General features: G+C 27.1%; 13 protein-coding genes and 1 pseudogene. 11 read left to right on the forward strand and 3 right to left on the reverse strand.

What is annotated here, in order from left to right:
- Nucleotides 1–219 precede the first annotated feature (219 nt).
- Nucleotides 220–495: pseudogene (locus HX004_RS17005) on the forward strand (JAB domain-containing protein); the annotation flags it as partial.
- A 78-nt stretch (nt 496–573) separates the two neighbouring features.
- On the opposite strand, the gene HX004_RS17010 reads toward HX004_RS17005, so the two are convergent.
- A complete protein-coding gene (locus tag HX004_RS17010) occupies nt 574–1,008 on the reverse strand; it encodes a DUF3408 domain-containing protein (protein ID WP_286443961.1) in 435 nt (144 codons plus the stop codon).
- A gap of 589 nt (nt 1,009–1,597) precedes the next feature.
- Between HX004_RS17010 and HX004_RS17015 the strand changes: the two genes are divergently transcribed.
- From HX004_RS17015 to HX004_RS17060, 10 genes are all read left to right on the forward strand, one after another.
- Nucleotides 1,598–2,740, forward strand: coding sequence for a Shedu immune nuclease family protein (locus HX004_RS17015; RefSeq protein WP_286443963.1), 1,143 nt, complete (start codon nt 1,598–1,600; stop codon nt 2,738–2,740).
- A 139-nt stretch (nt 2,741–2,879) separates the two neighbouring features.
- Nucleotides 2,880–3,821, forward strand: a complete 942-nt coding sequence (locus tag HX004_RS17020; protein WP_286443965.1) for a hypothetical protein — start codon at nt 2,880–2,882, stop codon at nt 3,819–3,821.
- Between the two features lie 153 nt (nt 3,822–3,974).
- On the forward strand, nt 3,975–4,703 hold the full coding sequence (locus HX004_RS17025; RefSeq protein ID WP_286443967.1) for a hypothetical protein: 729 nt from the start codon (nt 3,975–3,977) through the stop codon (nt 4,701–4,703).
- 142 nt (nt 4,704–4,845) lie between these two features.
- Entirely contained in the window at nt 4,846–6,459 is a 1,614-nt protein-coding gene (locus tag HX004_RS17030) for a hypothetical protein (protein WP_286443969.1), read from the forward strand.
- A gap of 381 nt (nt 6,460–6,840) precedes the next feature.
- On the forward strand, nt 6,841–7,071 hold the full coding sequence (locus tag HX004_RS17035; protein ID WP_286416001.1) for a DUF2188 domain-containing protein: 231 nt from the start codon (nt 6,841–6,843) through the stop codon (nt 7,069–7,071).
- 3 nt (nt 7,072–7,074) lie between these two features.
- Nucleotides 7,075–7,698 carry a Cap15 family cyclic dinucleotide receptor domain-containing protein gene (locus HX004_RS17040; protein WP_286415999.1) on the forward strand — a complete coding sequence of 208 codons (624 nt, stop codon included), beginning with the start codon at nt 7,075–7,077 and terminating at the stop codon, nt 7,696–7,698.
- Between the two features lies 1 nt (nt 7,699).
- The gene (locus tag HX004_RS17045) at nt 7,700–8,707 is read left to right on the forward strand and encodes a cyclic GMP-AMP synthase DncV-like nucleotidyltransferase (protein ID WP_286443972.1); all 1,008 of its coding nucleotides are present in this window, start codon (nt 7,700–7,702) and stop codon (nt 8,705–8,707) included.
- Nucleotides 8,697–9,326, forward strand: a complete 630-nt coding sequence (locus HX004_RS17050; RefSeq protein WP_286443975.1) for a hypothetical protein — start codon at nt 8,697–8,699, stop codon at nt 9,324–9,326. The genes HX004_RS17045 and HX004_RS17050 overlap by 11 nt, the downstream gene beginning before the upstream one ends.
- Before the next feature lie 80 nt (nt 9,327–9,406).
- Nucleotides 9,407–10,393, forward strand: a complete 987-nt coding sequence (locus tag HX004_RS17055; RefSeq protein WP_286443978.1) for a hypothetical protein — start codon at nt 9,407–9,409, stop codon at nt 10,391–10,393.
- Between the two features lie 130 nt (nt 10,394–10,523).
- On the forward strand, nt 10,524–11,426 hold the full coding sequence (locus HX004_RS17060; RefSeq protein ID WP_286443981.1) for a hypothetical protein: 903 nt from the start codon (nt 10,524–10,526) through the stop codon (nt 11,424–11,426).
- Between the two features lie 234 nt (nt 11,427–11,660).
- Here HX004_RS17060 and HX004_RS17065 read toward each other — a convergent pair whose 3' ends face one another.
- Both HX004_RS17065 and HX004_RS17070 read right to left on the reverse strand, forming a co-directional pair.
- Complete coding sequence (locus HX004_RS17065; RefSeq protein ID WP_286443984.1) at nt 11,661–11,927, reverse strand: helix-turn-helix domain-containing protein; 267 nt, start codon at nt 11,925–11,927, stop codon at nt 11,661–11,663.
- A gap of 89 nt (nt 11,928–12,016) precedes the next feature.
- Nucleotides 12,017–13,270 (reverse strand): site-specific integrase, encoded by a 1,254-nt coding sequence (locus HX004_RS17070; protein WP_286443986.1) that lies wholly within the window; start codon nt 13,268–13,270, stop codon nt 12,017–12,019.
- Between the last annotated feature and the right edge of the window lie 161 nt (nt 13,271–13,431).

Below are 13,431 nucleotides of genomic sequence, written 5' to 3' on the forward strand. Positions count from 1 at the left end.
TTGTTCTCTGCTCATTTTACTAATGTACATATTTTATTATACAATTATTTTAATGACACAGTTCACGGGACACCCTCGAATTAAAGTCAAAAAGCAAAGAATAGAGCTTACTATTCTTTGCTTTTGTTAATATAAAATTCAATTAATAAGCTCTTTGTAATTGCTTAGCAAGAGCTAGTATATTTTCTTTCCTTTTTAATGGCTCTATCCAATGTTTAGGATAAAGTACTTGGAGTATTAGAAGCTTCCTCAGGAGGAATAACAGGTACAATAGTAGATTTAAGAATCATTTTCTCTTCTCTTTTAAAAGCGAACGCTGTGGGATTTTTGCTTATACACAACCATCCGTCAGGGAAATTAGCTCCAAGTGATGCTGATAGACAAATTACAAGAAAGATTAAAGAAGCAAGTAAGATACTTGATATTACGCTTTTAGATCATTTAATTATAACAGCAGAGAGTTACTACTCTTTTGCAGATGAAGGTATCTTATAAGGTGTCTTTGTTATTTTAAGATGTAAAACTGTAAATGTGCTTTTACAGTTTTACATCTTTATTGTTTTATTGAAATACCTAAAAAATAGGTTTATTCTTTTCATTAAAACTTGTGGTTATCTGTTGTTCGAACTCATTGAAATGATGTTCTAATAGATTATATAAATAAGCATAGATAGTAAGTTTATCTTCTGCGATGACCTGAACAATACGAGAAAGGATCTTATGATGCTTAGGGTCTATATACACCGATTTCCCATGACGTGCTGTGCTTTTGACATCTTTAAAAAAGAGTTCTTCATAATTCGTTGAATCGTATTTTTTTATAGAGTTCTGTTCTTTTTTTACACGTCTTTGTTTCTTTGGTTCATCCATAGTTTCTTCCTCTTCATCTCTTATACCAGGAGCATTGAGCTCTGCCTCTGTAAATCCATTAGGTCTTAGTCCATCAACCATAAGTGCCATCATAGCTTCTTCATCAATTCTAGGTTTCTTTTTAAATTCTTCGTTCATAATTTCTCGTTTTTATCTGTTTATAATTCTGTCTATTTATCTATGTTATTAGTTAAATGTTATGCTGTCCTTTGAGTTGTAATTCCAATGTTTAAGACATCAAACTATATAAAGATTTTACCAGCAATCTATTTGTGTGTTTGATCGTTTGGAGCTATGTAAAGTTATAGCTACGATATTGTGTTTGTCCAACCAAAACATTGTTTAAACAAATAACTAGAGATATAGACTCACTATTTAAAAATAGGTCTTTAAAGAGTTAATTTAGCGTTTACTTATAGGTGTATAAACAGTATTCATATTATAAAAAACATATTGTAAATATGTTGAAAAAGTTACTGCAAAAGTAACAGCAAGTTATGTTTTGAGGCACTCGAAATTGAGTTCGAGCTTTCAAAACGACTTGCTCTTGCAGAGGGCTGGAAAACTACTCCGAAGTCGTTGTTTTTTTTGTATTAGAGAGAAGATAGACTCAAAATATTGAGGAGTTTACGGAATACCGTAATAAGATTAAGCAAAGTTTTAATATGTTTGAAATTATATCTTTTTTATGTGGCTAAGACAGATATCACTTTATTAAGAAATAAATATGAGTTCAAGAACTGAAAAACCTAATCCAGCTAAAATTATTGACAATTTTAAATTAGAACAACTTTATAATCATGAAATTGAAAATGGAAGATTTTTTAAAGTTGTATTTGCGAATGATGAAAAAACAGATATACAACTTGCTTCAAAAACTTTTATGCAAATCAAATATTTACCTTCACGAAATGATATTGAAGGATTAGATATTATTAAAATTGTTAATGGAAAAGAAATCCAAAAAGTATCTTTCTCAAAATTCAACTTTGCTCAACTAGAGTTATTCTTAAATTTCATACATGATATTGATTTAAGTACCGTTGCAGAAAGAAGATTAAAATTAGCTGATAATTCTTTGGATATTTTAGATGAAGAAACGAAAAAAAAGATTTCTACTTTACTTCAAGGAAATGAAGGGGCAGAAGTAATCCAAGAGCTACTTGATAATGATATTATTACAAGTCAAGATATCGTAAACACTGGTTACCGAAAAAATCAATTAAAAATCTTCGAACGTTTACTTAATGAAAAAAATTATCTTCAACAATATAAACTCAATGAAGAAGATTTATCTAACAATACAAAAGACGAGATTGCTTGGCAGCATTTCTTCAATAAAAATCCTTGGATATTTGGTTATGGTTTGGATTATAGATATCAAAGTATTTTACAAAAAGAATTTTCGGCATCTAATACAGATGCAGCTGGTAAAGGACAAGTTAACGCAGACTTTTTAATTGGTGATAATTACTTTACAACATTTGTAGAACTAAAAACTCCAGATACAGATTTGTTTGTAAATACAGGTAGTGGACAAAATCGTTCTGGAAGTTGGTGTTTGTCCACCAAATTAATTTATGCTGTTTCTCAAATTTTAGAACAAAAAGCTGTTGGACAAATTAAATTAGAGACAGAACCTTATAATTCCTTAGGCGAAAAAATTACTCAAAAAGGCTATGACTCAAAATGTATTTTAGTTGTAGGAAATTTGAATAAAGAAGTTGATCAATCTCAAGACTCTACTAAAATTAAAGAGATTAAAAAAAAGACATTTGAATTATTCAGGAGAGATTCAAGAAATATAGAAATCATAACCTATGATGAACTCTATTTAAGAGCTTATCACATTTGTTATAAGAAAATTTAATTATCACAGCCACTTACAAGGAGTTATCATAAGCGGGGTTAAAGTACTAATTCTAAATTTTTACATCTGTCTCCAAAATAAATTATGATCTATTTTTTCTACATTTCAGCAATACTAAAAACATTAACTGTAATATTATATGAACGAACCAGATTTTTTTTGGAAAAATTTTCGATTAGGTACTGAATTACAAATTTCAGGAGCATTTATTTTTAATGCACTAAACTTCATTGACAAAATTGAGTATTATCATTTTGAAGAAGATGTTTTTGAGATTTTATACAATCTTTCAGTTGGAATTGAAAGATTAGAAAAAATTGTAATAGTATTAATTGAGCATAACGAACAATCAAATCAGGAACAGTTTGAAAAAAGTTTAATCACTCATAATCTACAAGATTTAATAAGTCGTATTAAAAAAACCGAAAAACTAAAACTTGGTAAAGTTCACAACAAGCTATTAATGCTCCTTACCAATTTTTATAATTCTTATCGATATAAAAGATTTAATAAAGATTCTGTATACCATAAAAATTATGACAAGTTTGACTTTATAAACTTTATTAAAGATGAATTGCATCGTTCATCAGATAAAGATGACTATATTTCTAATGATTTAAGAATAAAAAAATTTCTTGGTAAATTAGTTTTAACAATTACTACACAGCTCTATGAAATAATTAAAAATTACAGTTATAAACTGGGTACTTTTACCTATGAAATTCGGTATAATTCAAAAGCTTTTAAAATTTTTATAGTAAAAGAATACACTTTTGAAAATGAAAATAATTTTAAAAGAGAAATATTAATAAATTTATTAAATGAAAATGGAATTAAAGATGAAATTATAGATTACATAAAAACACTCAAACCAGTTAATTTAGAGTCTTATAATTCATCTGATTACATTAAGTTCCTATTTAATCCTGAAAATAATCAACATTATATGTCTGAATATGCACATTTAATTGATGAAAAGAAAGTTGATTGCAAACGAGTAAAAGAAATTTCATTTATTGGTGAAAATCATTATCTAAGTAATGATTTAAATTTTTCAGATGATGTAGAAACAGAAGAATAAATCAGTATTATAGCTAATATCGTACTGATGAAATACACAAAACAATGTTATCTACTATACTTCGATATAGTACAGCAAACAGCAAGAGTTTTCCAAAGAAACGAGTTTTTTTAGCAAGTCCCAAAAAGTTAGACACAATATTATAAAACCATTATGGCAAGTATAATTTGGAATAGAGATCCACAAGAGGCATTAAATAATCCGTATGAATATAACGCACAAGAACAATTTCAAAGAGAAGCAATTTCTATTTCCGAAAAAATAGGTAATAGATTAGATGAATTTGTATACAATTTAGAAGATAGAACATTAGAAAAAGCAATTTGGATGCTGCAAAATGATGCATTATTTGCATTCAAAGATTCTGTAATACTTCTAGAACAAAAAAATCACAGAATTGTAGGTAGATTGTTAAGAGATATACTTGAGTCGTTACATTTAATTGAATTTTTAAGTAGTGAAAGCGATAAAGCCATCAATTCACTAGCAAAATGGTATAATGATGATTTGATAATGCATAGAGAATTTAGAGAATATGTAAAAAAACGTGATGGAGAGTTTATTTCAGAAAAACATAAGAATACTCATAGGGTTCTTTCAAAATTCACACATAGAAGCTATAAAACTTTACTTTATAGTTACATTTTAGGGAATGAGAATAAGATATACTACGACGAAAAATGGAGATTAGTTCCATCAATTGCAATGTACTATGCTTTGTTAGGATATTTTGGCGGATTAATTATAGATAATCTTAAAAGATATGGAAATTTAAACGAAGAAGAGGTTTCTAAATACTGGAATGAGTCTATGGAAGAATTTCAAATTCCAAGAGGATATTTAACACCTGAACAAAAGAATTTTTTAGGAATTGATGATTAAAGAATACTGAACATGTCTACAAGTTTTTTTAGTGACAAATAAAATTGATATACTGCTGAACGTAATATAGATTTAAAAAAATGTACAAGATTAAAATGATAGAATAATAAATTTAAGTGTGATTTATAAGAACAATTAGTATATGATATTAAATGAAAATCCTATCACTAAAACATTACATTCTAATTGGAGACTGAGGATTCAAAAAGAATTTCCAAGTAATGATTTTACTTCATCCATAGATTATTTATGTTTGATTAACTATTTAGATAAAGTACCTCAGAAATTTTACTCAAAACAAGCTTTTGTAGAGTATTTAGATTTCCTAGAAACTGCAAAAAAATTAAATCCAAAGCTATTGGCTAATATTCTAATTACAGCAGAAACTCTTTTAAGTCTTTCAAATAAAACCTTAACAACTATAAATGATAAATCTATACATGATATTTTATTACCAACAGATAATAATGATCTAATAGATTTTATTGAAAGGGAAATACATTATAATCTATTAAATATATATGAAACTCCTTTTTATCAATTCACTAGAATAATAACAGAATATAAATGGATTGAATCAAAAAAAAACACAGATGGATTGGATCTCTTTAATTCTATTGAATACTTAAAGAAAAGTAACTTTAACTTTATAAATAATTTTTACCTTCATAATGTAAGAAATGGCATTGCACATGGGAAAATTGTATTTTCAGATAGAGATATAACATATATTGATAAAAAGGGAGGTAAAGCTAAGGTTGGAATAAAAAAAATTATTGATATTTTTGATGGTATCCTAGATATAACTAATGGATTTTGTTTAGCATTTAAAGTTTTTGCGTTTACAAATTCTACTTTCTTTGAGAAATATCAAATACCTATTCCTCAATCTATTTTACTAGAAGAACTACAAGCAAAAGTAAATGTTCCCGCATGGACGATTAAAAATTGCTTGGAAAGTAACACAATAGATAATAAAAAGCAATTAATTGTTTATATCAATAATAAGAATTGGGATTACAATAAAGTACTTTATTATTCATTCACTACGGCATTATGGGCAGAGTCTTTGATAAAGTCATATGATCGAATTTTTCTTTCCTTTCATTCAAAATATAGTAAAACATATCCCATAGGTTGGGCATCATATGATGCTAATAAATTAAAATATCTTCGAAATAAAAATGAAACAAATTTTGAAGCTTACAAAGGAGTATTAGAAAATGATTTACTTGCTTTTGATCCTAAATTTAAACTTCCAAAATTCATCTATAAATTAGGGACTTTTAATGATACTATAAGAAGTTCTGTTCCTATAATCTTGAACAATTATTTAGAAACATATTTTCCTGATCCTTTTTATATTCGTGAAACACAAATTCATTCAAAAAAGTTTTTTACTATAATTCAGGACACTAGTTTAGTTGTTAAAACTGATTGTCAAATTAGTATTGAGAATTTAATTCGGAAGGATAGTAAAAGAATAATTAAAAAAGCAATACGATATTCACGTAAACAATGCAGTTGGTTTTCTAAAGAAAAATATTTACCTGTAAAATATATTCGTGTATTCATCTATAGTACTGATAAAAGACTACGTAATCTCCGTAATTCTGGATTGCCACCTTCTTTAGTTGCTACTATTGAAATTAATAAAACAAAACACATAAAAACAATTGATATACTTGGAGGGACACCAGAACAAAATGGTAGGTATAGAATTGTTTGGAATAAGAGTTTCTTAGAAAACAAATGAGATTTTTATTTTAGATTTTCAGGTAATGTATATTTTAGAATAAAGACAGTTACCTTGTTTAAAAGCTATGTACGCAATCTATTTGCGTACATAGCTTTTTTTGTTTTAAAAAAAAATATTCAAAGTCTTATATATAAGTGTTTTATATAAATATTAAAAAATAAAATATAGTGCGTAATTAGGTTGCGTAGGTCAATAAGAACTTTGTGATAGTAAAAAATTAAAACAAATCTTACGTCATGATTGGTTACAGAATACATTACTACTTAGCAACTATTTAAGTAGTATTAAATCATATCTCAAATAGGTTTAACACCTAACATTATAACAAGAATGAGAGCTAATAACACTCGTTTAATTAATCATTAAAAAATATTAAAAATGAAAAAATATACTATTTCAAAAATTGAGGGTACATATCAATATAAACAAGATAAGACAAATAACTATAACAATACAAATGTTACTAATAAGAAAGATGCAATTAAAATTGCTAAAAATGATATTATTAATAAAGGAGGTGGATCTCTAAAAATCAAAAAACTTGATGGTAAGTTTCAAGAAGAAAGAACTTATCCAAAATCAATAGATCCGATAAAATCAAAAGGCTAACATATGACGAAGAATTATTTTATATACTACAATGGTCCAAAAATAATAATAACAATACTCTTATTAGGGATATTGATTAATCAGATAGTACTATATATAACAGAATTATTAGAGTCCTTCTTTAATGTTGATTACTTAAAGTTTCCTTCTACAGCTGTAATACTTGGAATTATAATTACACTAATAGATAAATGCTTATGGAATAAATTTCCTTTTAAATATTTATATGAAGTTAAAGATATTAGTGGTAGATATGAGGGTAATATCTCTTTCAAACATTATTTAACTGGCGAAGTAGAGCAAAGGGATTGTGCTATAGAAATAAGGCAAACAGGATCAAGCTTGAGAATTAGAACTTTCTTTAAAGACTGTACACAAGGTACTAGTTATTCAATTACTAAAGACCTTAAACTAACCATTGAGGATAATCATTATACAATTTTTATGATCTATCATAATTTAGGCAATTCAGTGTTAAATATTCCTGAGCATCATGGAACTAATATTTTGGATTATTCTCTTGATAATAAAACTTTAACAGGTAGATATTATACAGATAAAGAACCTCAAACTAAAGGTATAATGACATTAAACTTTACTGATAAAAAATTTAAAAACAGATATTAATATGGCAACTTTAAATAAAGAATACATATCTTTTGATAGTAAAATTAAACTTACTAAAACAAGAAAAGACTCATTAGCAGCAAGTAGAGCTAATATTCGTGAGCAAATAAAAAAATGGTTTAAAGAAAACAAACCAGATGAGATTCAACCAAAATTTCATCCACAAGGTTCTTCTGAAATGAGAACTACAATAAACCCGTTAATAGAATATGATGAATTAGAGAATTCCATCATCAAGTATGATACTGATGATGGGGTATACTTTATTAAAACTAAATCTGAGCATAATAAACGAACTATTAATACTTTGCATGATTGGGTGTATCAGGCAGTAGATGGTTACACTAATCAAACTCCTATTAAAAAAGCAACTTGTATTAGAGTTGTTTTTAATGATGGTCATCATATTGATCTACCAATTTATTATAAAGAAGATGATTTAATAGAATTAGCTCATAAAAGTAATGGATGGATAGAAAGTGATCCTAAGGCCTTTTATGAATGGTTTAATGAAGAAAAGAAAGTAAAATATAGATTGGAAGCTGTGGTAAGATGTTTAAAAGCTTGGAAAAATTATAGAGAACAAAACAACTCTAACCTTAAACTTCCAAGTGGCTTTGAATTAACAATACTTGCTACTGAGAATTATTATGATGCGGATAACTTGGACGAATCATTTAGAAAAACTGTAGAGGCAATCTATAATACATTATCAAAACTTAATGGCTTCAAGTGTATACGTCCAACTACTCCTAAAGGAGAAGATGTCTTTGCGAATTATTCAGAAACACGTAAAAATAATTTCTTGAATGTTTTAAAGAGTTTAAAAGAAGATTGTCTTAAAGCATTTGAGGAACCAAATTACAAAAAAGCTTCTGAGATTCTTAGAAATAATCAGTTTGGGAATAGATTTCCATTAGGTGTAGATAAAACAGAAGATACTAAAAACAGAGTACTATCTATTGCATTGACAACCTCTTTAATTAAACCAAAACCATATGGATATTAATGATCAAATTAAACAAGTTCTTCAGAAACATAAAGGATTTAAGTTAGTAAAGGATAGTTGTATTCTATATGGGAGTTTATTAATTAGTGAAGAAGATAGCTATGAAGTTGAAATAAATTTTAAAAATTTTCCTGCTTGTTTTCCTATAGTACATGAACTTGATGATAGAATTCCTAAAAAGGTGGAAAGACATATTTATTCAGATACAGGCTCTTGTTGCTTTACAACAAGAGCTAAAGCTGATATTTTTTTGGAAACACAAATATTTACTCTTTTAGATTTTATAGATAAGATTGTGATTCCCTATTTTGAAAATAATTCATATTATGAAATCAATGGTAGATACCATGGAGATGAGTATTCTCATAACAAACAAGGTGTAATAGAAGGATATTATGACATATTAGGGATAACTGATATATTACCTATCTATAGGTTAATTTTAAATAGATTGAAAGGCCAAAAAATAAAGTTAAAAGATGGATGTTATTGTGGGTCAAAAGAAGCTCTAAAGAAATGTAATAATGGTCTGCATGAAAGAAAATACAGAAACTTTAAAAAAATAAAAAAAGAAACATTATTAGGTGATATTTATGTAATTTCAAAAATAAATTTGTAAGGAACAAAGTTTTATGGCTCTTACTTACTATCACTATATTTAACACGACTAAAAGATTAATTTTTAATACAAAATTATCAATGAAATTCTTTACACATCCCAAAGGCATTTTTGAAATTGAGATTCCTCTTGAATGGTACTATAAAAATGAAGTTGTAGGTTATAAAAATGAACCGCCATTTAGTTTTGAGTTGTATGAAAATAATTGTGGATGTTTCCAGTTAAGTGTTTATCATTCCTCAGAAAAAGAAATCAATTCTCATTTACCAAAACAAAATTTTAATACAAGCAATTTAAAGTTTATTGAAAGTGAATTTCCTGATAACGATTTTAAGATCTTTTTATGGGCAACTGTCGTAGAAGATTATTTTTTTATGGCAAAATATATTTGTGAACAAAAAGACTCTAATAAAAAGCAAATAAAGGAGGAATTAAAAAAAGTAACTAAATCTTTGTCTACTTTAAGATGTTTAAGCGAGGATAGAAGAAAATTAGCTATTGGCTTTGATAGATTCGATAAATTTAATTCAGCTCTTGTTGCTTCTTTTGATTTAAAAAATCAGGCTTTAAAAAGCAAATGCTTTGTCCAGTTTATAATTATTACGGCAAATCAAATAGATGCTTATTTAAGAATATGTATTGTACTACATTATCAATTACAAGAAAGAACTTGTGAGTTTAAAATAGAGTATCTTTTCCAAGATGAAAATGATAAACCTATGATGGAGAAAAAAATTTATGATATTTCAAGAGAGAGGAATATTATTAATGATGAACAACATGAAAGATTATATAATTTATATAATTTAAGAAATAAAGTTGTACATAGGTATATTATAACTGATATCAAAACTTTTGAATTGTCTGAAATATGTTTAGACTATGAAAAATTGTGTGAGGAAATTAGATTAGTGTTAAGTAAGATTGAACTTGAACAATTTAATAAGAAAATAGGGTATTACTCCATAAATCATCCACATAGAAAAATAAGTGAAAATCTTATAAATGAACTAAAATCATATACAAATGAAAAGCATATCTATAGTGAATATTTTAGAGAATTATAAAATAATAGTAATGAAAAAATTCGCTACTACATAGCTTTAATTATTCTTTCTTTTACTCGATACTTAAGAAAAATAGTAAGTAATTGAAATAAAAAAAATATTTTATACACTTAAATAACTTAATAGAAAAATGGAAATATTTATTGAAAATGATAAAGAATATATATTAGTAGCTAATAAAAATCATTTAAATGAATTGTTCGAAGAAATCACTAATTTAAAACCATTTGCTGACAAATTTAAATTCACAGATATAAATCTATTTATTAAGTTAATTGAGTTATTAGAAATAGATTATGATGAATTTACACAAAAGTATTTTTATTATGATTCTTTAAAAAAGCTTCATATTTCTCAAAGCATGAATGACTATATTTGGATTAGTACTGTTGGTTTAGTTGCAAATGGTAAATCAACTACTAATAGTATGGTAAATTCATGTTTATCTCAATATTTAGTATTATCTCTTCTCTTTGAAGAAGCTATTGAGCTAACTAATGATGAAAGTGTTTATAATATAGATTCATATAATTCAGGTAGACTAACTGAATTAACCCCTGCTATATATCATAATCTTATTTTTTATATAGAAGTTTTTTGTAAAGCGTATCTTTCGTTAACTAAAACAGAATTTCCGTTTACTCATAGTTTACCTCTTTTGTATAAACAAACTGTGGAGACAATGAATAATAATTCACACAATGATTCTCTTTTTCAAATTCTAATATTAGATAAAATATACAACTTTGTTAACCACATTGAGAATATGCCAAAAGGATTTAAAGAACACAATATTAAATACAATGATAACTACTTAGATGACACCATATTTTTATGTGATAATAACGGTTTAATTGAATTGTATTATATTCTTGAATACACAAATGATTTTATTTCTGAATATTATTATATGGGTAACAAAAACTACTATTTGAAAACTGATATATATCAAAGAATGTTAAAAAAAGCTGACACAGAAGACAAAAAAAATAGAATTAAGGAGATGTATCCACATTTAGGTAGTAAGAAATAAATTAGTTTTTTTATCTAAAAGCATTTTTTGATACAGTGTTTTAAATAGTAATTTTGTGTTTTTATCAGAGAACCAAACAATCCTAATCATAGTTTAACACATTCGTAATTTAGGAAGTTACTCCAATTCAAAAAATGTGAACCTCTCTATTTATAAAGCAAACAAAAAAAGGAGGCTAACCCTCTTTATCTAATAAAAACACCCCAACTATCTCTAAGTTGGGGTGCTTTTATTTTATTCCGTTTCCATCATCTTTAAAATATCTTCGTACCTATAAAATATCAATCCACCAATTTTCTTAAATGGTATTGTACCATTTATTCTCATATTTTGTAAAGTACCAGGAGAAATACCAAGAAGCTTCCTTACCTCATAGCTTTTGATCCATTGTTTTATTTCTTGATCTTTCTTTCTATTAAAAGGACTATACCTTCTTATCTCAGTAATAATCTCTTGTTTAAAGATATCAAGGTCTTCTTTTGTAATAAATTCAATTTTCATAATAAGTAGTATTTAGAGTTAGTTTAAACCCTAAATAACAATTTGTATGTACTGGTTTAGTTCTGTTGTCTTTGGGCGGTGTAATTTGACTATTCAAAGTTGTATTTGTGAGTTTCTTGCATAAGCCTTCTTTCTCTTAGGTTGTCCATATCTTCACTCAATTTATGTTCTAGTACCTTAGCATAGATTTGAGTTGTTCGAATAGCTGTATGTCCAAGCATCTTACTCACAGATTCAATTGGTACACCGTTGTTTAGTGTAACGGTTGTAGCAAAGGTGTGTCTGGCTAAGTGGAAAGATAAGTTCTTATCTATTTCACAAATAATGGCAATTTCTTTTAAGTAGCCATTCATTCGCTGATTAGTAATAACTGGAAACAGTTTGCCTTTGGCAAAAGCCACAGGATGCTCTTTGTACTTTTCAATTAGTTCTAAGGCTTCTGGTAGTAGTGGAACCCTTACAGGTATCTTAGTTTTCTCCCTACTAGATATAATCCAATCCTTTCCATCACTACCTTTAGCTATATTTTGTGGTGCTAAGTGAAAGATGTCTATATAGGCTAAACCAGTGTAACAACTAAACAAAAACATATCAAGAACAGATTGTAATCTTTCGATAGCAAAATTCTTGTTCACAAGGATTTCAAGTTCAGATTTAGTTAAGTGTCCTCTTTCTGTCTTCTCAAATTGAAGTTTATATCTGGAAAAGGGATCTTTTTCCACCCATTCCATGGTGATAGCTAAGTTGATTAACTTTTTAAACCTTTCAATGTGTTTCATAATACCATTGTTATTTAATGGTTGATGTTTATGAATCGGTTTGCAGTTTCTCAAGAAGTTTTCAAAGTCAAAGATAAATTTGTAGTTAATCTCGCTTAAATAGATATCAGTTCGATTGTGTACTTTACGCAAATAGCTTTTAAGGTACTTTTCCGTAGAAAAGTAGTTCTTAAGTGTACCATAAGCTAATTTACTTGTAGCAATCTCTCTATGATAGTCTATAAGCTTTAAAAGTGATGATTCAGTATCATCATGTCCAAGAAAGATGTTTTTAACAGCTCCAATTGAGACAACTCTTTTTTGTTGAACTAATTGATGATAGGCATCTGTAATGAGAGAACGTACTCGCTCAATATGTGCATTGATTCGAACCGTGTCCTCACTTTTTCCTTTTGCTTTTCCTTTAATGTTATCCCAAGAAGTAGGGGATATTTTTAGTTTTAAAGAAATTTCTGTTCGTTGCCCATTTACCGTTATCCTTGCGTATATAAGGGATGGGACTGTTTTGTTTGAATTAGAAACACGTATAATGAAGTGTATTCCAAATGTGTTTTTTGTTTTCATATCAATCTATTTTAATGTTAACCGAACTGTTTTGATATGGTTTTAAAAAACTACTCACCTGAATAGTACTCAAACAAGACCAAAAAGCACTGAATTAAACTAAAATAAATTGTATTTAATTTATTGAAATACAATTATTTAAACTTGATTCGGTGAGCTAA

Origin of the sequence: Myroides sp. 1354, from assembly GCF_030324495.1 — a bacterium.
Classification (GTDB): domain Bacteria; phylum Bacteroidota; class Bacteroidia; order Flavobacteriales; family Flavobacteriaceae; genus Flavobacterium.

What these genes read in the sequence shown, in the direction of transcription:
- HX004_RS17010 (WP_286443961.1), bottom strand. Translation starts at nt 1,008, where the DNA reads ATGAACGAAGAATTTAAAAAGAAACCTAGAATTGATGAAGAAGCTATG.
- HX004_RS17015 (WP_286443963.1), top strand. Translation starts at nt 1,598, where the DNA reads ATGAGTTCAAGAACTGAAAAACCTAATCCAGCTAAAATTATTGACAAT.
- HX004_RS17020 (WP_286443965.1), top strand. Translation starts at nt 2,880, where the DNA reads ATGAACGAACCAGATTTTTTTTGGAAAAATTTTCGATTAGGTACTGAA.
- HX004_RS17025 (WP_286443967.1), top strand. Translation starts at nt 3,975, where the DNA reads ATGGCAAGTATAATTTGGAATAGAGATCCACAAGAGGCATTAAATAAT.
- HX004_RS17030 (WP_286443969.1), top strand. Translation starts at nt 4,846, where the DNA reads ATGATATTAAATGAAAATCCTATCACTAAAACATTACATTCTAATTGG.
- HX004_RS17035 (WP_286416001.1), top strand. Translation starts at nt 6,841, where the DNA reads ATGAAAAAATATACTATTTCAAAAATTGAGGGTACATATCAATATAAA.
- HX004_RS17040 (WP_286415999.1), top strand. Translation starts at nt 7,075, where the DNA reads ATGACGAAGAATTATTTTATATACTACAATGGTCCAAAAATAATAATA.
- HX004_RS17045 (WP_286443972.1), top strand. Translation starts at nt 7,700, where the DNA reads ATGGCAACTTTAAATAAAGAATACATATCTTTTGATAGTAAAATTAAA.
- HX004_RS17050 (WP_286443975.1), top strand. Translation starts at nt 8,697, where the DNA reads ATGGATATTAATGATCAAATTAAACAAGTTCTTCAGAAACATAAAGGA.
- HX004_RS17055 (WP_286443978.1), top strand. Translation starts at nt 9,407, where the DNA reads ATGAAATTCTTTACACATCCCAAAGGCATTTTTGAAATTGAGATTCCT.
- HX004_RS17060 (WP_286443981.1), top strand. Translation starts at nt 10,524, where the DNA reads ATGGAAATATTTATTGAAAATGATAAAGAATATATATTAGTAGCTAAT.
- HX004_RS17065 (WP_286443984.1), bottom strand. Translation starts at nt 11,927, where the DNA reads ATGAAAATTGAATTTATTACAAAAGAAGACCTTGATATCTTTAAACAA.
- HX004_RS17070 (WP_286443986.1), bottom strand. Translation starts at nt 13,270, where the DNA reads ATGAAAACAAAAAACACATTTGGAATACACTTCATTATACGTGTTTCT.